The organism is Mesorhizobium sp. WSM3860 (genome assembly GCF_002294995.1).
Taxonomy (GTDB): Bacteria; Pseudomonadota; Alphaproteobacteria; order Rhizobiales; family Rhizobiaceae; genus Mesorhizobium.
This window is the reverse complement of record NZ_NSGF01000021.1, coordinates 84,884-105,883: the sequence shown is the minus strand read 5'-3', so window position 1 is coordinate 105,883 and position 21,000 is coordinate 84,884. Positions and strand designations below refer to the sequence as shown.

18 protein-coding genes, 1 tRNA gene and 2 pseudogenes are annotated in these 21,000 nt (G+C 59.6%); 15 read left to right on the top strand and 6 right to left on the bottom strand.

Features of this window, described 5'->3' with window-relative positions:
• The coding region (locus CK220_RS26140; RefSeq protein WP_095814280.1) for a CheR family methyltransferase at positions 1-3,135 on the top strand (3,135 nt) is incomplete at its 5' end.
• Between the two features lie 237 nt (positions 3,136-3,372).
• Positions 3,373-3,678 carry a hypothetical protein gene (locus tag CK220_RS26135; RefSeq protein WP_141245232.1) on the top strand — a complete coding sequence of 102 codons (306 nt, stop codon included), beginning with the start codon at positions 3,373-3,375 and terminating at the stop codon, positions 3,676-3,678.
• Positions 3,679-4,085: 407 nt separating this feature from the next.
• On the opposite strand, the gene CK220_RS32110 is transcribed toward CK220_RS26135, so the two are convergent.
• Positions 4,086-4,343 carry a hypothetical protein gene (locus CK220_RS32110; protein ID WP_176479217.1) on the bottom strand — a complete coding sequence of 86 codons (258 nt, stop codon included), beginning with the start codon at positions 4,341-4,343 and terminating at the stop codon, positions 4,086-4,088.
• A gap of 578 nt (positions 4,344-4,921) precedes the next feature.
• A complete protein-coding gene (locus tag CK220_RS26125) occupies positions 4,922-5,704 on the bottom strand; it encodes a DUF2243 domain-containing protein (protein ID WP_095814277.1) in 783 nt (260 codons plus the stop codon).
• Between the two features lie 334 nt (positions 5,705-6,038).
• Here CK220_RS26125 and ctaD point away from each other — a divergent pair, with 334 nt between their 5' ends.
• The 3 genes and pseudogenes from ctaD to CK220_RS26110 all read left to right on the top strand — a co-directional run bounded on the left by ctaD (position 6,039) and on the right by CK220_RS26110 (position 9,928).
• The gene (ctaD, locus tag CK220_RS26120) at positions 6,039-7,697 is read left to right on the top strand and encodes a cytochrome c oxidase subunit I (protein WP_095814287.1); all 1,659 of its coding nucleotides are present in this window, start codon (positions 6,039-6,041) and stop codon (positions 7,695-7,697) included.
• A 247-nt stretch (positions 7,698-7,944) separates the two neighbouring features.
• Complete coding sequence (locus CK220_RS26115) at positions 7,945-8,907, top strand: manganese catalase family protein (RefSeq protein ID WP_095814276.1); 963 nt, start codon at positions 7,945-7,947, stop codon at positions 8,905-8,907.
• A gap of 135 nt (positions 8,908-9,042) precedes the next feature.
• Positions 9,043-9,928 (top strand): annotated as a pseudogene (locus CK220_RS26110) (MBL fold metallo-hydrolase).
• A 100-nt stretch (positions 9,929-10,028) separates the two neighbouring features.
• Here CK220_RS26110 and CK220_RS26105 read toward each other — a convergent pair.
• Positions 10,029-10,232, bottom strand: coding sequence for a hypothetical protein (locus CK220_RS26105; protein WP_245322467.1), 204 nt, complete (start codon positions 10,230-10,232; stop codon positions 10,029-10,031).
• Positions 10,233-10,701: 469 nt separating this feature from the next.
• Between CK220_RS26105 and CK220_RS26100 the strand changes: the two genes are divergently transcribed.
• Entirely contained in the window at positions 10,702-11,454 is a 753-nt protein-coding gene (locus CK220_RS26100; RefSeq protein ID WP_176479216.1) for a Crp/Fnr family transcriptional regulator, read from the top strand.
• A 150-nt stretch (positions 11,455-11,604) separates the two neighbouring features.
• Here the strand turns inward: CK220_RS26100 and CK220_RS26095 are convergent, their stop codons facing one another.
• Positions 11,605-12,792 (bottom strand): NADH-quinone oxidoreductase subunit D, encoded by a 1,188-nt coding sequence (locus CK220_RS26095; RefSeq protein WP_095814275.1) that lies wholly within the window; start codon positions 12,790-12,792, stop codon positions 11,605-11,607.
• A 276-nt stretch (positions 12,793-13,068) separates the two neighbouring features.
• Here CK220_RS26095 and CK220_RS26090 point away from each other — a divergent pair, with 276 nt between their 5' ends.
• From CK220_RS26090 to CK220_RS26085, 3 genes and pseudogenes are all read left to right on the top strand, one after another.
• Positions 13,069-13,611: an ATP-dependent Clp protease proteolytic subunit gene (locus CK220_RS26090; RefSeq protein ID WP_176479215.1), complete on the top strand. Its 543-nt coding sequence runs from the start codon at positions 13,069-13,071 to the stop codon at positions 13,609-13,611.
• A 721-nt stretch (positions 13,612-14,332) separates the two neighbouring features.
• Positions 14,333-14,503, top strand: coding sequence for a hypothetical protein (locus CK220_RS32105; protein ID WP_176479214.1), 171 nt, complete (start codon positions 14,333-14,335; stop codon positions 14,501-14,503).
• An 11-nt stretch (positions 14,504-14,514) separates the two neighbouring features.
• A pseudogene (locus CK220_RS26085) lies at positions 14,515-15,078 on the top strand (SOS response-associated peptidase family protein); the annotation flags it as partial.
• Between the two features lie 165 nt (positions 15,079-15,243).
• On the opposite strand, the gene CK220_RS32100 reads toward CK220_RS26085, so the two are convergent.
• Complete coding sequence (locus CK220_RS32100) at positions 15,244-15,435, bottom strand: hypothetical protein (protein WP_176479206.1); 192 nt, start codon at positions 15,433-15,435, stop codon at positions 15,244-15,246.
• 445 nt (positions 15,436-15,880) lie between these two features.
• On the opposite strand from CK220_RS32100, the gene CK220_RS26080 reads away from it, so the two are divergent.
• The 3 genes from CK220_RS26080 to CK220_RS32095 all read left to right on the top strand — a co-directional run bounded on the left by CK220_RS26080 (position 15,881) and on the right by CK220_RS32095 (position 17,200).
• A complete protein-coding gene (locus CK220_RS26080) occupies positions 15,881-16,390 on the top strand; it encodes a ferritin-like domain-containing protein (RefSeq protein ID WP_095814273.1) in 510 nt (169 codons plus the stop codon).
• Between the two features lie 98 nt (positions 16,391-16,488).
• Positions 16,489-16,710, top strand: a complete 222-nt coding sequence (locus CK220_RS26075) for a DUF768 domain-containing protein (RefSeq protein WP_095814272.1) — start codon at positions 16,489-16,491, stop codon at positions 16,708-16,710.
• Between the two features lie 316 nt (positions 16,711-17,026).
• Positions 17,027-17,200 carry a hypothetical protein gene (locus CK220_RS32095; RefSeq protein WP_176479213.1) on the top strand — a complete coding sequence of 58 codons (174 nt, stop codon included), beginning with the start codon at positions 17,027-17,029 and terminating at the stop codon, positions 17,198-17,200.
• A 397-nt stretch (positions 17,201-17,597) separates the two neighbouring features.
• Here CK220_RS32095 and CK220_RS26065 read toward each other — a convergent pair whose 3' ends face one another.
• Positions 17,598-18,044: a hypothetical protein gene (locus tag CK220_RS26065; protein WP_141245231.1), complete on the bottom strand. Its 447-nt coding sequence runs from the start codon at positions 18,042-18,044 to the stop codon at positions 17,598-17,600.
• 70 nt (positions 18,045-18,114) lie between these two features.
• On the opposite strand from CK220_RS26065, the gene CK220_RS26060 reads away from it, so the two are divergent.
• The 3 genes from CK220_RS26060 (at position 18,115) to CK220_RS32625 (ending at position 20,991) form a co-directional block, all read left to right on the top strand.
• Complete coding sequence (locus CK220_RS26060) at positions 18,115-18,321, top strand: hypothetical protein (RefSeq protein ID WP_141245230.1); 207 nt, start codon at positions 18,115-18,117, stop codon at positions 18,319-18,321.
• Between the two features lie 924 nt (positions 18,322-19,245).
• Positions 19,246-19,320: transfer RNA gene (locus CK220_RS26050), tRNA-Thr, on the top strand.
• A gap of 177 nt (positions 19,321-19,497) precedes the next feature.
• Positions 19,498-20,991, top strand: a complete 1,494-nt coding sequence (locus tag CK220_RS32625) for a hypothetical protein (RefSeq protein ID WP_245429405.1) — start codon at positions 19,498-19,500, stop codon at positions 20,989-20,991.
• The last annotated feature ends 9 nt before the right edge of the window (positions 20,992-21,000 follow it).

Sequence of the window (21,000 nt, the reverse complement as noted above, 5' to 3'; positions counted from 1 at the left end):
AGCGACGGCACGATCGGGCTCAGGGCAATAAAGGAACATGGCGGCCTAACGCTGGCGCAGCAGAGCGCCGAATATGATGGCATGATGCGCAGCGCCGTGCAGAGCGGCCTGGTTGACATGGTGCTGCCGGCCGAGGAGATGGCTGCGAAGCTCGTCGGCTATTTCAGCCACGCCAACCGCGATGAAAGCGAACGCGACCGCCGCAAGCGCGAAGTGGGCGAACAGCTTTCGCGGATCACGGGGCTGTTGCGTACGCGCACGGGCCATGATTTCAGCGGCTACAAGGACAACACCATCCTGCGGCGCATCCAACGCCGCATGCAGGTGCTGCAGATCGACGATCCCACGGCTTTCTACGAGCGGCTGCGCGACGAGCCGCAGCAGGTCGACCTTCTGTTCCAGGACCTGCTCATCGGCGTGACCAGCTTCTTCCGGGACCCGCAGGCCTTCGATACCCTAGAGAGCTTGGTTATTCCGAAGCTTTTCGAGGGCCGCAAGCCGGACGAGACGATCAGGGTGTGGGTGCCTGGCTGCGCCACGGGCGAGGAAGCGTATTCGATCGCGATGCTCTTGAGGGAGAACGCGCCGCGCGGCGCCGCCTCGCCCAAGCTGCAGATCTTTGCCACCGACATCGACGAGCGCGCGCTGGAAGTGGCCCGGGCCGGACGCTATCCGGCAACGATCGCAAGTGACGTGAGCCCCAAGCGCCTGAAGGAATTCTTCTCGCGCGAGGACGGCACATATCGCGTTTCCGCTGAGTTGCGGGAAGCCTGTCTGTTCTCGGCGCACAATCTGTTGCGCGACCCGCCTTTTTCCAAGCTCGACCTCATCGCCTGCCGCAACCTCTTGATCTATATGGGGCCGGAGCTGCAGGAGAAGATCATCCCGATCTTCCATTACGCGCTGCGCAACAACGGATATCTCTTCCTCGGCTCGTCCGAGAACGTCACGCGCCATGTGCGCCTGTTCTCGACCATCGACAAGCCGACCCGCATTTTCCAGAAGCGCAGCGGGGTCGGCCAGCGCCTGCCCGAATTCCCGCTTGCCGCCGCGGCCAGGCAGGCTGTTCCGAGCACACGCCCGCGCGCAACGACAGGAACCCTGCAGGAGATTGCCGAGCGCTTGCTGGTCGAGCGCTATGCGCCGGCCTATGTGGTCGTCAGCGCCGCCGGCGAACTGATGCACAGCTCGGGCGGGACAGGCAAATATCTGGAACTTGCCGCCGGCGCGCCCGACCACAACGTCTTCTCAATGGCCCGTCGTGGGCTGCGCATGGATTTGCGCGCTGCGCTACACAAGGCCGTCAGCACCGGACAGGTGGCGGTGCAGAACAAGATTGCCGTCGGCACCAATGGCGGGCGCCAGACGATCAGCCTCGCCGTACAGCCGCTGCCGGTCGAGGGCAATTCGGATCCGCTCTACATGCTGGTCTTCCGCGATATCGGCGGGATAAAGGCGGAGGCAGAGGACGAGCCCGTCCACACGAGCGACGATGTCGAAAGCGCCAACGTCAGTCAGCTCGAAAAGGAGCTGCGGGAGACCAAGGAACGGCTGCAGATCACGACGGAAGAGCTTGAATCCTCCAACGAGGAGTTGAAATCCTCCAACGAGGAGCTGTCTTCCATCAACGAGGAGCTGCAGTCGTCCAACGAGGAACTGGAGACCTCGAAGGAAGAACTCCAATCGATCAACGAGGAACTGCAGACCATCAATGCCGAGCTCAACATCCGCGTCGACGAGCTCACTCGCGCCAACAACGACATGTCCAACCTTCTCGAAAGCACACAGATCGCGACAGTGTTTGTGGACCGCGACCTCTGCATCAAGAGCTTCACTCCGGCGGCGCGCGATCTGTTCAGGCTGGTCGAAAGCGATGTCGGCCGGCCGCTCGCGCATGTGCGGCCCCGCTTTGCCGCCGACGGGCTGCAGCCCGACATGGAGCAGGTGCTGCAGCGGCTGGGAACAGTAGAAAGGCCGGTCCAAGGCACCGAAAGCGGCAAGCGTTATATCATGCGCGTCATGCCTTACCGGACGGTCGACAATGTCATTGCCGGCGTGGTCGTCACCTTCGTTGACGTCACCCGGGTTTCGCTGGCGGAAGAAAAAATCGGTGCGCTGTCGCACGACCTGCGCAACCGCCTCGAAAGTCTGGAGACTGTTCTCGACCTTGTGCCTGTCGGCATCTTCATCGCCGAAGACGGCGACGGCGATGCCATCCGCGCCAATCGCCGCGCGGCCGAACTCGCCGGCCGGCGCGCCGCGGATGGCAAGCTGACCACTGTGCCGGCCGGGCTCCCACTGATGATCAACGGCGCCGCGGTGGAAGCGAACGACCAGCCCTTGCAGAAGGCGATGCGAACGGGCAAGCCCGTCCCCGGCTACGAAGCCCGAATCGCGCAGGGGGACGGCTCAAGCATCGACGTGATGATGTCGGCCAATCCGCTGTTTGACGAGTCCGGCAGGGTTCGGGGCGCTATTGCGGCCCTGGTCGATGTCTCGAACCATAAGGAGGCCGAGCGCGCTCAGGAGAGGCTGCTTCACGAGCTGCAGCATCGTGTGAAGAACATCCTAGCCACGATCACCGCACTGACCTCGCGCATGATCCGCTCGTCAAGCTCAATGGGGGAATTCGCGACATCATTCCATGAGCGACTGCACGCAATGGCGCGCACGCATGAGGTCCTGTCGTCCCACAATTGGGGCGACGCCGACCTCGAGCAACTGCTCAGGGCGACATTTTCGCCCTACAACAGCACAGAACGCCAGAACCTCGTCCTGCATGGGGCGCCGTTTCATCTCGATGCGGCAACGGCGGCGGCGCTCGGCATGGTGTTCTTCGAGCTTGCCAGCAACGCCGCCAAATATGGCGCGCTTTCCGTCGACACCGGCCGCGTCGAAGTCTCCTGGGACGTTGTGAAGCCGGGCATGCTGTCGATCAGCTGGAAAGAAGTCGGCGGTCCGGCCGTGGAAGAACCATCCCGCAGGAATTTTGGAGTCGCCTTCATTCAGCAGAGTTTAGAGTACGAGTTGAGCGGGAGTGTCGAATTGAACTTCCGGCCCACCGGCCTGGAGTGCCTGCTTGAAATCCCCCTTGCCCGAACAGAAGCCTTCGAGCCCTTGCCCGGCCACGCATGAACAAGAGCGCTCCACTAGCCGACTTGGCGCGCTTATAGCGGACTGCGCGGACATGGCCCAAACCCCGCAGGGCTCAAAAGCCAAGTCGACCCGGCAGCATCTGGTTGTGCGATGGGAATATAATCAGGACAGGCCGGTACGACGCTTCCTCTTCATAAGGACTCGCGAAATTAATCGTGTAGACATATACTCCGCTCGTTCGCGGCGAATGGTCTTCGCCCCCGCAATGAGGGCAACATGGCGAATTCAAAATCCTTGTCGGCAATGGATGCCGAAATCCTAAAATCAGCGTTTCACAAGGACAAGAAACTCCCCGAGAGCCAACGGCGAGACTTCGCTGCGGCACTCGTCGAAGGCGAGGCAATAATCGCCCGCCAGCGCGCTCTCATAGAAAAGCTTGCACGGGATGGGCATCCGACAGAGAAGGCCGGAGAATTCCTGCGCAAGTTCATGAAAACGCAAGCGGAGCACGTCGCCCACTGGGAACTGATATCAGGTCAGGCTGAATCGAAAAGCCCCAGCGCTGAGGGGGATCAGCACTAGGTACGCTGTACCAGCATGACCTTGCGTTAGGCCCATGGCGCTCCCTCTCCAAGCGGAGCAGGACCTAACCCTGGAGGTCTGGATGGTCGCAGCCTACATCAGTTGGGCATGGGCAACCGCTGGACGCCGCAAGAGCTGATCGAAGAGCGAATGTCCGTCACCGCCCGGCTGTCTCGACTGCTATCGCCATCAGAAGCTTGATATCCGGCGCCCCCCGATCGCCTCGGCCCTGACGCTCTCCGGCCGAAGATGAAACGCCGCGAAGTGCGGCACCAAGTGTGTCACGCTGACCTATTCGCCCGCCCCCAGCCCGAAAACCTCACAAATGACCTCAGACGCCTACGCCGTCGGCGAGGGCAGGTCGGCTGGCGAGCGCGCTAACAAGACGGAGCTGGGCAGCTTGTCGCTCAGGGCTGCTGGGAATTGAGCCACCTTGAGTAGCCCGCCGGCTCCGGTCGGCCGGCATTTTGTTGATCCATGGAATCGAGCAATGCGGCGATGACCTCGGCCGGAGGTTGAGCGCCTATGAAGCTGCGAACAAGCCCATTTGCACGTCTTTCCCAGTCTTGGCGCGGAAGACAATCTTCTACGACCGAACGCCGGAAGACTTCTCGGATGACGTCAAAGTCAAAAGCGGAAATGAAGTTCGCAGAGCGCTTAGTCATGATCTCCTCGTGGAGTTGAGTTCCTTCTAAGCGGCCGTGTCCGGTCGACGCTGGGGCGACAACAGGACCTATATAGGCACCGCTGACGTCGGTCGCTCACATTTGTTGCATTGCTAAGAAGATGACGACCGCCGAGCGGGGCGGGGGCTGGGGGGGTGACGACGGTCGTCGGAGGACAAGGTGCCATAGGATGAGCAAACTGCGTTGCGATCGGCCCTGGCTCACTATGTGGTTGATTCGGCTCGGGGGCGGGTTTCCCTGTTTAATCGGAGCCGTTTGATGCGACCTTTGTCCAGACGGGTCGTCTTCACCCACAAGTCCTGCTTGCCGCTGCGATAATTGCTGGTGCGCCGCTTCGAAATCATGCCTCGAGGCCCATGTTCTCGACGGCTTCCAAGAAGGCAGCGGCGGCGGCAAATAGCTTCCTCGTCACACGATTGCGAATGGCGCCTCAGTTCGAGTATGCGGTGGAATCCTTGTTTTTTACGGGGGCGGGCGCATGCTTACCGCCTCTTTCTCGACCGCCACGAAATGATTGGCGCCTCATCATTTTTCTACTCGCCGAGCTGCGCCCCACTTCAGACCTTGACGGCAGACCAGGCCAGGCAGCCCGCGGCGACCGGCGTTGTGCTGACGAGAACGGCTCCTTCCGCGTGAAGCGTTATGAGGCCGGCCCAAGAGACCTCGTCGACCACCCAGATTGTCCCACCTTTGTCGGTCCATTTTAGGTTCGTCCGCGCGTCGAGTACGGCTCGCATCATTTGGGCCTGGCTTAGACCTTCCCGGAAGACGACGATCGTGTCGGCTGCACCCTCGAAGCGCTGACCTGCGCCCGCAGCCAGCCCGGCTACTATGGTAACACTCATCAAAGCAGCCGCCGCGCCCCGTGCCGGTCCTCCCCGATTGGGCATCAGGAGAACGAGCACCAAAGGCAAGATGCCAAAAATGACCAGCCATCCCATGTCCCATGTCAGTGGCACTTCGCTCGCCATCCTGATCCGGTGAAGGCCGAGCAGCCAATGAATGATGACGGCGTCAACGATGTGCCAGGCGCCGAACCCGGCCAAGGCGAGCCGTAGGATTTCGCTTGTGGTGCCGGGGCGCGCGCCAGATGCACGAGCCGCCGCGAGCAACACGGTGCCCAAGACGCACAGGAGATACATCAGCAGGTGAAAGAGGCCGTCCGCCAGAATCTGGAAGCGCAAGTCTGATCCTGCCGGTTCGGGGAGGCCGGACAGGAGATGGTGCCACTGCAGGATCTGATGCAGAACGATGCCGTCGAAAAAGCCGCCCAGGGCATATCCAACGAGCAGCCAGCCAACAACGGCCTTCCGATCGATTGCTGGCCAGTTCAAGCGCATGATTGGCGACCTACCTCAAAGTGGCCGGACGAGGGACGACCGGCATCGTCGGTCTGAGCTCGTCGACTGACGCAGCCGGAATGTCTTCGCTCAGCCCGTGTACGCCATAACGGGCCTCAACCCAGAAAGCACAGATTAGGCCTCCGACCACAGCCAGGAGCACTAGCACCGCCGCAACAGTTTCGAGCATCGGACATCGCTCCTTCTTCTCCCGCTTGCCCGAACCTCCTGGGTTTGCAGTTGTTCCCTTGGCTTTGACGTTACTGCCAATCATCAGGAACAATCCCGCACAAGCGAGGTTGGGACGCGCTTGCCTTCTCAAATGGAGATCACGATGCCAGCCTCATCGCCGAACGCGGACACTTCGCCTGCGACGCACAAGCCGACAGGAGTGACCCGATGGCTGTTCTCAACCAATCACAAGGACATCGGGACACTTTATCTGATTTTCGCGATCGTCGCAGGCATCATTGGCATGCTGCTTTCGGTGGCCATGCGCATGGAACTTCAGCAACCGGGTATACAGATCTTCCCTGGCTTGGCCTCACTTATATACGGCTTCCAGGGCGACACGGCCATCGATGCAGGCAAGCAGCTCTACAACGTATTCACGACAGCACACGCCCTTATCATGATCTTCTTCGCGGTGATGCCCGGTCTGATCGGCGGCTTTGCCAACTGGATGATACCGCTCATGATCGGGGCTCCGGATATGGCTTTCCCGCGGATGAACAACGTTTCCTTCTGGCTGCTGCCGCCCGCCTTCATTTTGCTTTTTATGTCGATGTTCATGCCCAGCGTACCAGGAGGCTATGGGGCGGGAACGGGATGGTTCCTCTACCCAACGCTGTCGACGTCGGGCCATCCTGGGCCTGCCGTTGACCTGGTCATTCTGTCGCTGCACATCGCCGGCGCCTCATCCATACTTGGGGCGATTAACTTCATAACGACGATCTTCAACATGCGCGCGCCCGGCATGACGCTCCACAAGATGCCTCTCTTCGCGTGGTCGGTTCTGATCACGGCATTCCTTCTTCTTCTCGCACTTCCCGTTCTGGCAGGCGCGATTACCATGTTGCTGACCGACCGCAATTTCGGCACAGCCTTCTTCGTGCCGGATCAGGGCGGCGATTTGCTTCTCTATCAGCATCTTTTCTGGTTTTTCGGTCATCCGGAAGTATACATCATGATCCTCCCGGCATTCGGCATTGTAAGTCAGATAATATCGACGTTTTCGCTCAAGCCGATCTTCGGCTATCTTGGTATGGTCTACGCAATCGTGGCAATCGGCGCGATAGGGTTTGTAGTCTGGGCGCACCATATGTACACCAGCGGCATTGGCCTGGACACGCAGCGCTATTTTACCTTCGCGACAATGGTGATTGCGGTGCCGACAGGTATTAAGGTCTTTTCCTGGATCGCCACGATGTGGGGCGGATCGATCCGCCTGCAAACGCCCATGCTCTGGGCGTTGGGATTCATCTTTCTGTTCACAATCGGTGGGGTAACGGGCGTTCAGCTGGCCAATGCTGCGCTCGACCGTGAATTGCACGACACTTATTTCGTCGTGGCGCATTTCCACTACATTCTCTCACTAGGAGCTCTTTTTGGGATCTTCGCGGGCTGGTATTACTGGTTCCCGAAGATGACCGGGTATATTTATAATCCGCTACTCGCGGGAGTGCATTTCTGGACGACTTTTGTCGGCGTCAACCTGGTCTTCTTCCCGCATCACTTTCTAGGTTTGGCGGGCATGCCGCGCCGCTACATAGACTATCCCGATGCATTTGCAGGCTGGAATATGGTCTCTTCCTATGGCGCCTACATATCTGCCGCGAGCGTACTGTTCTTCCTGGCCGGAGTGGTCGACGCCTTCTACAGACGAAGGGAGGCCGGCGATAATCCTTGGGGTCCGGGAGCCACGACCCTGGAGTGGATGTTGCCTTCGCCACCGCCGTTCCATCAATGGGACAGGCTCCCGATCATTAAATAGCCCGGGTCGGCGATTTCGGCGCCCATGCGTGACGATCCCTGCAGCCAATGCCCTGGCTCTCGTGGCCCTCAATCAGCATCCAACACGGGGTTGGTGTTGGCCCGGGAGAGTACCGGGCCCCTAGCGAGCCGTTCCTGATCCCCGGTCGGGCTCGCGGATAGTTCATCGCCGTTTGCAATGTTCGTCAGCGCCAAGGAACATTCCTGATCCAAGGATGTTCGGGGAACCCCAACACTGGAGAACCCTCATGTTCATGCACAATAAGCGACTGCAATACACCGTCCGTGTGTCGGAGCCGAATCCGAAACTGGCGTGCATGATAATGGAGCAATTCGGCGGAGCCGATGGCGAGTTGGCCGCCGCTATGCGCTATTTCACCCAAGGGCTGGGCGAGGATGATGTCGGTCGGAAAGACATGTTGCTCGACATCGCAACCGAAGAACTAAGCCACCTCGAGGTGGTCGGATCAATTGTCACAATGCTGAACAAGGGACTCAAGGCACAGCTTGCAGAGGGACAGATGAAGGAAGCTGAGCTGTATTTGATGGTTGGCGCCAGCGGCACAACGGCAAAAGAGTCAATCCTGTTTGGCGGCGGACCCGCATTGTGCGACTCGGCCGGAGTGCCTTGGACCGCCGCCTATATCGATTCTCGCGGCGAACCAACGGTGGACCTGCGCTCCAACATCGCGGCCGAAGCTCGTGCCAAGATCGTGTACGAGCGACTGATCAACATCACCGATGATCCCGGCGTCAAGGATGCCCTCGGTTTTCTGATGACGCGCGAAGTCGCCCACCAGAAGTCCTTCGAGAAAGCGCTGTACGCGATAGAGAACAACTTCCCGACGGGCAAACTCCCGGGCATCGAGAAATATGCCAGCATGTACGTCAACACCTCGCAGGGCGAAGGAGACGCCACGGGACCCTGGAACTCGGGAGGCGAATGGGACCGCGTCGATAATCTCGAAGAGGTGATGCCTGCCGACGGCGGCGACGGGATGGCGACTGTCAAGCTAAATGCCAAGGACAAGAAAGTCGCGGCCAATCTGGCGGAGCGGACACTCTCGGACCCGGCTTCCGATCCGACCACGGGCGCCGATCTTGGAGCAGGACCGGGGGCGGGCCGCACCAAGAACGGTGACATGGGCGGCGCCGCCAACATCCAGGAGGCGCCAGCGCGGGCTGCGGCCGCCACTCGCAAAACCAGGTAGTCTCTACAGGTTTGGGCGCCCTCAAGACAGTATTCGCGTGCGCAAAGGGAAACTAGCTGTCGCGACCGAACACGGCGGTTCCCTGCGCCGTCGGGGCGACGACTCTGAGACAAAGTGACAAGGCAACGCGGCCTAATGACAATTCAAATACCCTCTCCAAGATCGATCGCGCCAGACGTGAGGACCGCGGCGATGGGGCCTGGAGTATCGCGCCCGATCTTGCCTACCTTCGCCTTTCGATCGTGAATGCCGTGTTCTTTGGTGTGCCCGGCCCCCGCGACTCCAGTTGGGTGCTGATTGATACCGGTCTGCCAACCTCTCGAGGCGCCATTGTCGCGGTCGCGGAGGCGCGTTTTGGCAAAAACGCCCGACCGGCGGCAATCCTCCTGACGCATGGTCACTTCGACCACGTGGGAACGGTCGTTGAACTGTCGCGGATGTGGGGGGCCCCGGTCTATGCGCCACGCTCGAACATCCCTATCTGAACGGAACAGCGTCCTACCCCCCGCCTGACCCGTGGGCGGGCGGAGGTCTGATGACGTTGCTCTCACCGCTTTTCCCATGCGGGCCGGTCGATCTCGGGGACCGTTTGAACGCGCTCCCTGACGATGGCTCGGTTCCGGGGATGCCAGATTGGCAGTGGCTCCACACTCCAGGGCACGCGCCGGGACATATTTCCCTTTGGCGTGAGACGGACCGCTCACTGATCGTAGGTGATGCGTTCATCACAACCGGGCAGGAGTCCGCCTATGAGGTAGCGACGCAGCAGCTCGAGATGCATGGCCCGCCACGGTACTTCACCCCGGACTGGGATGCGGCGGAGAACTCAGTTGGACGGCTATCTGCTCTCAAGCCAGAGATTGTCATCACCGGGCATGGGGCGGCCGCAGCCGGAGCAGGAATGCGCCATGGCCTCGACCAGCTTTCGGCGCGGTTCAAAGACTTTGCCGTGATCCCCGGCTCAAAATACCTGCGCGAGCCCGCAACCGCGAAAAATGGTAGGGTTTATCGCGAGCGATAGAAAACCTGTCCGTCGGAGCGGGCAACAATTGTTGTACAGCACTGTCCTTCGAGTATTCGCGCTGTCGGCTGAAAGGATGCGTCGCCAGGTGGTGCTCGCGCTACCGTCCTAACGGCTTGTGAGACAGCTCAATCAACTGCCGCTCATCGGTGACGCCGGCCATGTAGCTGGCAATTATCCGCAAAGCGCGGCGCTCTCGCTCCGCGGCAGTTTCCTTTGCCACCGAGCCGCGCTCGAGAATCTGGCAAAGAAATTCAACATCGACAGGTGTGAACGCGCCTTTCGCCAGTCTTGCTGAAGCCATGGCTTTCTCCTCCTCCCAAGCGGGCCGCCCGACCACGCCGGGCAGGCGGTGCCTTCGACACGACGGCACCTTGGAAGCAGAGGGGCCGCCGGGCTCCGAACCTGCGATCCTAAAAGCTGTTCCTTCGTTATTAGCAAAAATCATTCCAAGCGGTCGGACTCGGCCATGGCGTTGGGCCACGTTGGGGCCACAGAACATGCACTATTTCCTCGGAGCCCGAACCATTGACACATGTGTAAGGGCCTATCGCAACGCAGTTTGCTGACTCCATCGTCCCTCGCGATCCGACGACCATCGACCCACACCCCCGGCCCGTTGGGCGGTCGTCTTTTCGGGCTGGGAAGCCGACACAAAGGCGTCAACGGACCAGACTCCATCGGCGGCCCAGGGGCTGAGGCGCAATAAACTTGGGGAACAAAGAGCCATGCTCACGCACGGGAACATTGGGGCCCGATAGAGGTTCGGGCTTATGTCGATCAGCTCAGTGTTGCCAGCTTCTTGGTCTGACCTGATTATTCGCAAGCTCCAGATCATCTCTGATCTTGCCTCAGCCGATATTGCTACTTTGAGAGATATCGCGGTTCAGGAGCGCGACTACCGGGCAGGAGACGATATCGTGCGCGAGGGCGACCGACCCTCTCATTCCTTCGCTGTTCTGGACGGCCTGGTGTCATCTGCGAAGTTCACCGGCGAGGGGAAGCGGCAGATCACATCGATCTTTGTTCCGGGAGACCTCCCGGATCTCCACGGAATTCATCTTTCGGTTATGGATTGCACCTTCGCGCCACTAACGCCGGCCCGAGTGGGGTTCATGCGCCACGATGCGCTGCGTGCCATCTGCACCAAACACCCGTCCATCGCCAACGTGTTCTGGCGCTCAACGCTGATCGATGCAGCGATATATAGAGAGTGGGTCACCAATGTCGGAAGGCGGGAGGCCTATGTTCGCATGGCTCACCTCGTGTGTGAGCTCATCGTCCGTCTCCATGCAGTCGGCCAGATTCAGGACCACGTGGCGGAATTTCCGGTCAGCCAGGCCGTGCTTGGCGACGCACTGGGTCTGTCCACCGTTCACGTCAACCGAGTGCTTCAGGAACTTCGCCGCGATGGCCTGATATCCACCTCGGGCTCAAGGCTCAAAGTTGTCGACTGGAATGAACTCGTGCGTGCAGGGGACTTTTACACCACCTACCTGCACGAAAAGAACGTGACGCCGCTATGAGTCCCCGCGAGGGGATTGACCGAGGTGCAGAGCATCTCGAGAGCATGGTGATCTTTGCGACGGAGAGCTGCCTCGAGGGGCTTATGGATTCGGTAGTCTACCTGGTTTCCCCGTGAGAGCGCGGGCAACTTGACCGGCCGACCTTGGGGGCTAACGATCTACGTCCCCCAGTACTATGTCCAGAGAGCCCAGGATGGCGGTAACGTCAGCCAGCATATGGCCGCGGCAAAGCAGATCCATAGCCTGAAGATGCGCGAAGCTCGGGGCTCTCAGCTTGCACCGGTAAGGTTTGTTAGTCCCGTCAGATACCAGGTAGACGCCGAACTCTCCTTTCGGAGCTTCCACCGCAGCATACACTTCTCCGGTCGGGACCCGAAATCCCTCGGTGTAGAGCTTGAAATGGTGTATCAGCGCCTCCATCGACCGCTTCATGGCCGCACGTTTCGGCGGCACGATCTTACCGTCCGCGTTGGAAACCGGACCCGGCCTTTCTTTAGCCAGCAGATCCACGCACTGGCGCATTATCCTCGCTGACTGACGCATCTCCTCCATGCGCACGAGGTATCGATCGTAGCAGTCGCCGTTCTTACCAATCGGAATATCGAAATCCATTTCGGAATAGCACTCGTAGGGCTGGGCCTTGCGCAGGTCCCAAGCAGCACCGGAGCCACGCACCATTACCCCGGAGAACCCCCAACCCCAAGCATCCGATTCCGAAATCTGCCCGATATCCACGTTGCGGAGCTTGAAGATCCGATTGTCCGTCAGCAGCGTGTCTAGGTCATCCACTGATTTCAGAAACGGATCGATCCACTTGCCGATATCCGAGATAAGCTCGTCGGGCAGATCCTGGTGTACGCCGCCTGGTCGGAAAAAGGCTGCATGCATCCGTGAGCCGCTTGCGCGCTCATAGAAGACCATCAGCTTCTCGCGCTCGATGAAGCCCCAGAGCGGCGGGGTGAGCGCCCCGACATCCATGGCTTGGGTGGTGACGTTGAGCAGATGCGAAAGGATGCGCGAAATTTCGCTATACAGGACCCGGATCAGTTGCCCACGCCTCGGCACCGTCAAACCCGTGAGCTTCTCGATCGCCAGACACCAGGCATGTTCCTGGTTCATCGGCGCGACGTAGTCGAGCCGGTCGAAATACGGCAGGGCCTGCAGGTAGGTCTTGGTCTCAATCAGCTTTTCGGTGCCACGATGAAGCAGTCCGATATGCGGATCAACCCGGTCGACTACTTCGCCGTCGAGCTCCAGCACTAGCCGCAGCACACCGTGAGCGGCCGGGTGCTGAGGGCCGAAATTGATATTGAAGCTTCGGACGGAATTCTCTGCCAAGCGGCCGTTCCTCAGCGCGGGAACGCACCCAACTGGGAGGCGAACCGGATGTTCCACCCACGCATTGCGTCACGAAGCAAATTCCGACTGCTTTGCATTGTGCACGCGTTCCTCCTGCAATTGGTTGTGTGCCGGCTATAGACGCGGGGGCGAGCGGGAACAAATAGGCTGTCACTTGGTTCGGCTGCACGCAAACAAGGACTGCCCTTGGACAGAGCGTCCCACATCAGCGAAGAAGCCGGCAGGTAGCGTGCCGCTCCCGACCTTAGTCGGCTGTTGTTCGAACCAAACCTACGAGTCCATGGCCTGATAGACCAGACCGTCGTTTCGAATGTTCTCCATGACCTGAAAGCGGTTCGTGACGGCGGGAATGATCTGTACGTTGAAATTGATACGCCTGGCGGCGACGCAGATGGCGCCCGACGAATTGCCCTAGAGATCAAGCTGTTCCTGAAACACTCTGGCCGCAACGGCTTCGTCCTTGGCAAGAACACGGTCTATTCTGCCGGGATCACCGTCCTCGCAGCTTTCCCGAAGGGTTCCCGGTTTTTATGTCCGCGGGCAGTCTTGCTGGTCCACGAACGTCGGCTCGAAAAGGAACTGGTCCTGAATGGGCCAATCCGCAGTTGCCTCCAGATCGTCCGGGAACAACTTGCCTTGCTGCAGACTGCTGAGCGGCTCGAAAACGAAGGCTTTGAGGATCTTGTGGAGGGTTCGAAGATATCTCTGGAGCAGCTTCGTGATCACGCCTTAAACAACTGCTACCTGATGGCCGAAAGAGCGTTGGAGTTGGGTCTTGTTGCGGACATCGCCCGATAGAATTAGGCCTCTGAACGGACTTGTCCGGCTTTGCTCTTGCCGGCCGAATAAAAACGGACGACGGCCATGACTGATAACGCAGACTTGGTAGCGCGAAGCGGCGGGTGCCTTTGCGGTGCCGTGAGTGACGTTGTCACCGGCGAGCCCTTGTACGTCGGTTTGTGCCATTGCCAGGGACTGCAAGCGAACCAGCGGCACCGCGTACAGCGTGTTTGCTTCGCCTAGCTCAAGCCGATCGCGATACGCCCGCAACTTAGACGCGGCGAATAGGTTCTCAAGCCTTCTCTAATGGAACCTACCGACGGATAGTGGGTTCGGTCTCGCGGCGCGCGTTGCCAGGCGAGGCGCCGTTTGGGGATCTGTGCTGCATTCCCCGGAGCCCGTTCGGCCTCCCAGGCGAGCGGGCTCTTGCCGTCCGGGGTTGGCAAGGAGAACTAGCAAACGGGACGGCTGAATCCTGCTATGATCCGCCTGCAATCCCGCCGCGAAACCCGTTGGAAATGGCGCGCAGCACCACGTTCGGTAGCGCACGGAACGCGTAGCGCGCCAGCGGGCGTTGATCGCCGGAATGGAAGCGCGTGGCCGGTCCATAAGTGGCCAAACACCTGTTACGGGAGTTCAGGTGGCGCAACGCGAGCACAGCGAACACCGAGGCCCCGCGATAGCTAGCCGCCGGATGGAACCTTCGCCCGGATCCGGATTCAGGGCCTGGGGACCCTCCATGGCCGAGAGCAAGAAAGAGCGCGACGAACGCATTCAGGCGGTGAAGGATTTTCGAGTGCGGTTTCTCATGCGCGCAACCGGTATCACCGAGGCCCAGGCGCGCGACGCGAACTCTCTACTTCGAGAGGCGCGTCTTCTGGCGAGAGAGCTAAACGCGGGACAACGCTAAGGGTCAAACCCATGTGCAACGACTACGAGCAGCATATCGCTTGGGCCGAGTATTGCCGCATGATGGAGTCGCTCGCCTTACAGGTCCCGAGCCATCAGAGCGAACTCGACCTCCCACAAGCTCGGATGACATCCGCATCAACGACCCGGCTCCGGTAATGCGCGCTGCCGGCGATGCAATCGAGCTAGCCTCGATGACATTCGGCTTCCCGCCTCCGGTCCAAAGGTCGGGCCGGTGTTTAATTTTCGGTCGGAGGGGCGACAGTTCGCAAACAGCAGGCACTGTCTTGTGCTGGCATCGGCCTTCTTCGAGTTCACCGGAACGAAGTACCCGAAGACGAAACATCGCTTTACGCTCAACGGCTCTCCGTTCATCGCGATACCCGGTCTTTGGCGAGAGAGGCGGCCGGCAGCAAGCCGCCGTCCTTCACCATGCTGACGACAGATCCCAGTCCCGACATTGCGCCCTATCACAACCGTCATGGCGTGGTCCTTGAGCCCGAGAACTGGTCCGCCTGGCTCAACGTGACGAAATCGGAGGGCGATCTGTTGCGACCGCTTCCAGCCGGGTCTTTGTTGTTGAGACCGTTCGAGAGTCGAGAGGCTGAACAGCCGGCTGGTCATGCATCATGGCATGCTCCCCCAAGCACGAACATGCCGTTCCAGCTTGCTGCACCGTCGGCCAGTGTCATCAACCCGACAACGTCGAGGTTGCGAGCTGGTCCTTTTTTCCAGCTCGGCTCACTTGACAGCGAATTTGTAGACTGTCCAGTCGGCTTGGTTGGTCACGCGAATCCACAGCATTTCCTGGCGCCAATCCTGAACCGCCCGACCGGTGACCGCAATAGCTGCTTTCGACGGTGTTTCTGCAACCGCAACTTGGTGGGATGTGACCACGTCACCCGACATTACTTCAACCATGTAGCTCTGCATGCAGCACTCGCTCCAACAGGGCTTCCCAACTTGGCGCGGCCGGTCTTGTTCCGAACTGGCGGAATCCGGCGGCGGATGCATACTGTCCCGGAACTTGAAAACTTCAGCCGCCATCATTTTTGGCGGGCGCGTGTCATGTGCCCGCGTCTATAGGTTACGGGGGGAGTGCCTCAATTACGCTGCCCGTCATTAGTGAACCGTCACTATCCACACGTCACGTGGGTGCTCGGATCGTGATTGTATTGAGGCTCGCCGCCTGTGACTACCGGTTGGCAAAGCCCTCAGGGCGTTTTGCTGGTGCCGGCCATGATCTCAGATCTCCCCGCGGGAAGGTGCAGGAGGAAGGCCCAAAAAAAGGGTCCTAGCTCAATGGGGCACCTAACGTGTCTCAAGGAACAAATCGCATCAGCAGAGGTTCGGCTCGACCAAACTACGGAGATGAGCAATGTCTGAGTCGCGCGAATGGCTGATCCAATGGCTGAGGGATGCCCACGCCATGGAAGAACAAGCCGAAACGATGCTATCCGGCCAATTGAGCCGGATCGAGAGCTACCCCGAACTCAGCGATAGAATCCGCATCCACTTGGAAGAGACCAGGGAACAGGCCAGGCGTTTGAAGACTTGCCTGGAAGGCCTTGACGAGGGCTCTTCCATGCTGAAGGACGCAGGCGGCAAGCTGACCGCGACGGCGCAGTCGCTCAGCGGCGTATTTGCTGGCGACGAGGTCATGAAGGGGTCGCTGGCGAGCTATACCTTCGAGCACATGGAAATCGCTTCTTACACCATCCTCATCGCTGCCGCGAATGCCGAGGGCGAAGTCGAGATCGCCCGCGTCTGCGAGCAGAATCTGCGGGAAGAGGAGGTGATGGCTGAGTGGTTGAAGAGCAACCTGTCACAAGTTACGGAAAAGTTCCTAACGCGGGCAGAAGCCGATCGCGACAGTGCGAAACGCTGACTCAGATGGACGGCGGTCAGGGTGCGAAAAGCTGGCCGAACGCAGCATCGAGCACAATCGGCATCCGACCAGGAGCTCGAGAAGGAACCTAAGCTGCTATGAGCACGCGTGGGAAAAATTTCCTCGATAAATGGATGGCGGAGCATCTGCCAAATGCGACCACCGACGATCCGCTCGCAATCATCTATCTGTCCGACGCGGCCATGGAAGCTGCAGGGCGCGAAGGCATCTCGCCCGAGGAGATGATTGAGGATGTCGGAAGCCTGTTGAGGGTGATCCTTACAGCCATGCAACACCGGAGGGGCGGTTTGGCCGACTGAGACCCCGAGCCCAGAGATCTGCCGGCGCTCCGCGATCGGTTCGGCCCTGACGGTCCCGCCACGGAGTGGGATTTGCAGCGCTGAAGATGAAATGCACGATGTGCGGCGGCAAGCGTATCACGCTGACCTATTCGCCCGACACCAGCCCGAAAGACCATCCCCGCAGAGGACGTAGCCGGCCACCAAAAATGGAACCGCCGGACTTCTCCTGACCCTCAAATTTGAATGCGGGCTGGTCTGGCGCAGATCACGATAGGGTATGCCGCATTATCGGTTCGAAGTCGTTTGGAATGGGGAGAGCCTTGGAGACGCCTGGGTGGACCTGGCCACCATCAGCGATGCGCGGCAGGAAGCGCTAAGGGCGCTACACGACATTGCGGGCGAGGAAACGGTGGTCGCCGAGCAGGACCGCAAGCTAGTCCTGTCGGTACAGGACGAAGCTGGCTTGAGTGTCTATTCCGCAACTCTGACGCTGTCGCAGTCGCACTGATGTCTCTCAGAGCAGCAAGTGACGTTTCGCAGCGGTCAATCCAATCTAATCGACTCGTGCCGACTTTTTCTGGGTGTATTGTCTTGCGGGTGTGGCGTCTCGGGGTAGAGGGTGAACGAATGTGTGAGAGCCTTCATAGTGCTGTCCCGCTCAGGAACGTGGGCATGCTGGCGTACGGCATAATTGAGCCTGCCGAAATCAACATTCTAGCAAAGGCAGTGAGCGATCACTGCTCAATTCACTGATCGAACGCGAGGCTGAACGCGAAAGGGTCGCGCTCAACGTCATAGGTATTTTCCGACGTGGTGTAACTGACCGTCACCAGCTTTTGGAAGAACTTGAGAAGGCAGGCTGAAGCGAGCACCGCTTTCTGCAACGCCGAGGAGAGAGCCAGCGGCTAGTGAAGTTTGACCTTGGAAGGTTTGGCGGCCGACTCGCTCAAGATTTCTTTAAGCGCTTGCTCCAGGTCCAGCCCGAGCCCGACAATGGGCTCAGGAATCGCAATCACGTCATTCCGGCCCGCCACCAGCTGCGTCTTCGGCGAAAGCTCCGAGACTGCTTTCGAAGGGGCCGATTTCGATAGCAGTCGCGACAGGTGCTCCCTCTGCAATGCGTGAACCTCTTCCAACAGGCTTAGGAACCTCAATGCATCCTCCGTCGGCAGCCTGCTGGTCCTTAGGCAGGCAATCCGCTCGTGCTGAAGCGCGATATGCCGCTCGCCCTGTCGGACGTGGCGTCGCGCCATGCTGATGTGGTCGTGGAGAAGCATCGCCCACAACGCGAAATCCCCCAGGTCGTTCCGTTGCGGTTTTGAGGCGCAAGTCACAAAGGTTAATGCAGGCAAGGCTGTTGCCCGCTTACATCCAGCCCGGGCCGTAGCTGTTCATCTTGTTGGTGCCCGTCGGATGGAGGCAATGGAGACGGAAAATACCCATCGCTTACTGAGCGAACTCCGCCAGCAGGACATGCGGAACCGAGATCTGATCGACCAGACCCGCGCTACAATTGCCGAGAGCGCCAGACTGGCCGAGCAATCTAGGGAGCTCTTGTCACGTCACCGCAGCGGCGCATACAACACCGACCCGATCGCGCTTGCTGTAGCGGTGGCGAGAGTGGCCTAGGAGATCGCGACGGCATAGTCGGACAGCTCACCGGAAAGCCGCTCTCTTGGCTGTACAAACAAACCATTCGGACCAGACAAGGTGGCTCAGATGCCCCGGCCGGTTTCCAGGGAGTTGAAGAGGATCGACGCTGGCCAAAGCCGACTCGGCACAACATGCTTTTGAAGGTGGAATGCGCCTGCCGAAACGTGCGCTACCGCCGATCGGCTGACCTCATGATGGTTTACGGCGGGGGGCGCCAATCGCTTCCGCCTAAGGTTCGACTGCAGCCGGTGCAAGCCGGAGATCAAGGTACCTGGTCGAGGTTCACCCCGAGCATCTTTTGATCCACAAGCCCATGAAGGTCGACGGCAAGATCGTCTGGCACACGGAAAGGTTCCGGCCCTGAGCAGCGCTGGTGCGTCGTCGCTCAACAAGAAGACGACCGCCGAGCGGGGCGGGGGACCAGGGTGTGTCGAGGGTCGTCGGAAGACAAGGGGCCATATGATCAGCAAACTGCGTTGCGATAGGCCCTGGCTCATTGTGGCGTAGATCACCCCCATCCACATTTACATTTGTTAGTCCCCTCCGAGCCGGACTCTCGACAAGGTCGTTCGCAGGTACGCCTTGTATCGGCGCGCCACAAATCAGGGGTAGGCCAATCCTCGAAACCCCATGCATTCGCCACGGGGACAGGGCAAGGACGCGCGCGAAGGCCTTGGGTGCGAAAAACCTCTGTACGGGGCTCTATTTCAATTCGCATCCAAATTGGCAACGATCCGGCAACAAAAGCGGTGTAGCTCTCGGCCGACCGGTGTAGGCTGGAGCACGTGCCGAGCCAGTTTGGAACCACATTGGCAACATCGGGCCGAAACGGCGCAGGGTGTGAAAGGGGGCCGCTACGCCTTGCAATTCAAGGCGCCAGCGGCTATTGAGGCGCGCGTCGCTGCGGTAGCTCAGTGGTAGAGCACTCCCTTGGTAAGGGAGAGGTCGAGAGTTCAATCCTCTCTCGCAGCACCAGCCTATCCCTTTGAAATCGCTGAAGCCCTTGACTTTCAAGGCCTCCTGTCCATTCTGACGTTACAAAACTTGTAACAAAATGGGTTCAGGGGCGTGGCGGGAAGAGTTCGGAATCTCCTCAATCGAGACGGTCGTTATTTCGCTCGGCTTGTGATCCCAAAGGACCTCCGGCCGTTCATGGACGGCAAGACCGAACGCAGGAAGGCGCTAGGGCCAGACTATAGGTCGGCTCTGAAAGCTCTTCCGGGCGCCATTGCACTTCTGCAGCATGAGATCGCACTCGCGGAGCGTCGCGCAGCGGAGGCGGGAGCTCGGCCAGTCACGGTTGGGCGCTATCCGCTTGCCTCCAACCAGATTGCCTTACGCAACTATCAAGCCCAGCTGGCCTTTGACGAGGAGTTGCGAAACACCGACCATCGATACGCCTCTTTCGGTTATGTTGACTATGGCCGGGCCGCGAGCCTCCGCGAGGGCATTGCCGGACGTTTAGCCGACTCGGAACTCGCGGCTTTGGTCGGCGATCGGATCGAGCGATATCGTCGGCTCGGCAACACCACCGTCGAAATCGGGTCAAATGAATGGCGCACGTTGGCTATCGCTTTATGCATATCCGAATTTGAGGCGCTCGCCCGCATAGCGGAGCGCGATGAGGGTGACTTCAACGGAACGCCTTCGCACCCGATGTTGGCGAATGCCCAGCCGCAACCGGAGCCGTTGCCGCCCGTGTCGTTGAAAGGACTATTCGCCGATTACATTTCAGCTAAGAAACTGGTCGGGAAGGCGAAGGAAACCGAGAGCCGTTGGAAGCCGGTCTTCGCCGACCTCACGAGCTTCATCGGCCGCGATGATGCAAGACGCCTTACCAAACAGAAGCTTCTGGAATGGCGCGACGATCGCCTCAAGACGCTATCGGCCAAGACGATCGCTGACGTCTACCTGGCAGCGGTGCGCACCGTTTTATCGTGGGCTGTCGACAACGATCGCCTGGAAACGAATGTAGCGGAGAAGGTTCGGCAGGAGGTCCCCAAAAGGCCCCTTGCGCGAGAAAAAGGGTTCACGCTGCCTGAAGCCGTGGCAATCCTTCGTAAGGCCCGCGACTATGTTCCCACCAAGACAGACAATCCCCGCACCACTGAGGCGCCACAGACAACAGCCGCGAAAAGATGGGCACCGATCTTGTGCGCCTTCACCGGGGCACGAATCACCGAGATTACCCAGCTTCGGAAGCAGGATTTTCGACTGGAGGGCGATACGCACATCATCCGCATCACCCCGGATGCCGGAACGGTAAAGGCCGGCGGCTATCGCGACGTGCCGGTGCATCCCCAGATAGTTGACCTGGGCTTTTTTCGCTTCGTGGAAGGTGCACCTGTTGGACCGTTGTTCTATGCCGGCCCCAAGGAGTCAGTCACGGCTGCGCGCACTGTTGCCGGACGCGTAAGTCAATGGCTTCAGTCGCTCGGCGTCATCCCCGCAGGCGTCAGCCCAAACCATGGCTGGCGACACCGCTTCAAGACGGTAGGTCAAGAATTGGAAATTTCAGATCGTGTCCTTGATGCGATACAGGGCCACGCAGGCAAGACGGCCGGCGACAACTATGGAGACGTCACGATAGCCGCGAAGAAGGCGGCACTGGAAAAGTTCCCTCACTACAACCTATCAACATCGTGACCTGTGGTT

Bases quoted from the DNA above. Each gene is read 5' to 3' on its own strand.
- CK220_RS26125 (WP_095814277.1), bottom strand. From the start codon at position 5,704: ATGCGCTTGAACTGGCCAGCAATCGATCGGAAGGCCGTTGTTGGCTGG.
- CK220_RS26080 (WP_095814273.1), top strand. From the start codon at position 15,881: ATGTCTGAGTCGCGCGAATGGCTGATCCAATGGCTGAGGGATGCCCAC.
- CK220_RS26105 (WP_245322467.1), bottom strand. From the start codon at position 10,232: ATGGCTTCAGCAAGACTGGCGAAAGGCGCGTTCACACCTGTCGATGTT.
- CK220_RS32105 (WP_176479214.1), top strand. From the start codon at position 14,333: ATGGCCGAGAGCAAGAAAGAGCGCGACGAACGCATTCAGGCGGTGAAG.
- CK220_RS26115 (WP_095814276.1), top strand. From the start codon at position 7,945: ATGTTCATGCACAATAAGCGACTGCAATACACCGTCCGTGTGTCGGAG.
- ctaD (WP_095814287.1), top strand. From the start codon at position 6,039: ATGCCAGCCTCATCGCCGAACGCGGACACTTCGCCTGCGACGCACAAG.
- CK220_RS32110 (WP_176479217.1), bottom strand. From the start codon at position 4,343: ATGACTAAGCGCTCTGCGAACTTCATTTCCGCTTTTGACTTTGACGTC.
- CK220_RS26135 (WP_141245232.1), top strand. From the start codon at position 3,373: ATGGCGAATTCAAAATCCTTGTCGGCAATGGATGCCGAAATCCTAAAA.
- CK220_RS32100 (WP_176479206.1), bottom strand. From the start codon at position 15,435: ATGCAGAGCTACATGGTTGAAGTAATGTCGGGTGACGTGGTCACATCC.
- CK220_RS32625 (WP_245429405.1), top strand. From the start codon at position 19,498: ATGGACGGCAAGACCGAACGCAGGAAGGCGCTAGGGCCAGACTATAGG.
- CK220_RS26100 (WP_176479216.1), top strand. From the start codon at position 10,702: ATGTCGATCAGCTCAGTGTTGCCAGCTTCTTGGTCTGACCTGATTATT.
- CK220_RS26060 (WP_141245230.1), top strand. From the start codon at position 18,115: ATGGAGACGGAAAATACCCATCGCTTACTGAGCGAACTCCGCCAGCAG.
- CK220_RS26075 (WP_095814272.1), top strand. From the start codon at position 16,489: ATGAGCACGCGTGGGAAAAATTTCCTCGATAAATGGATGGCGGAGCAT.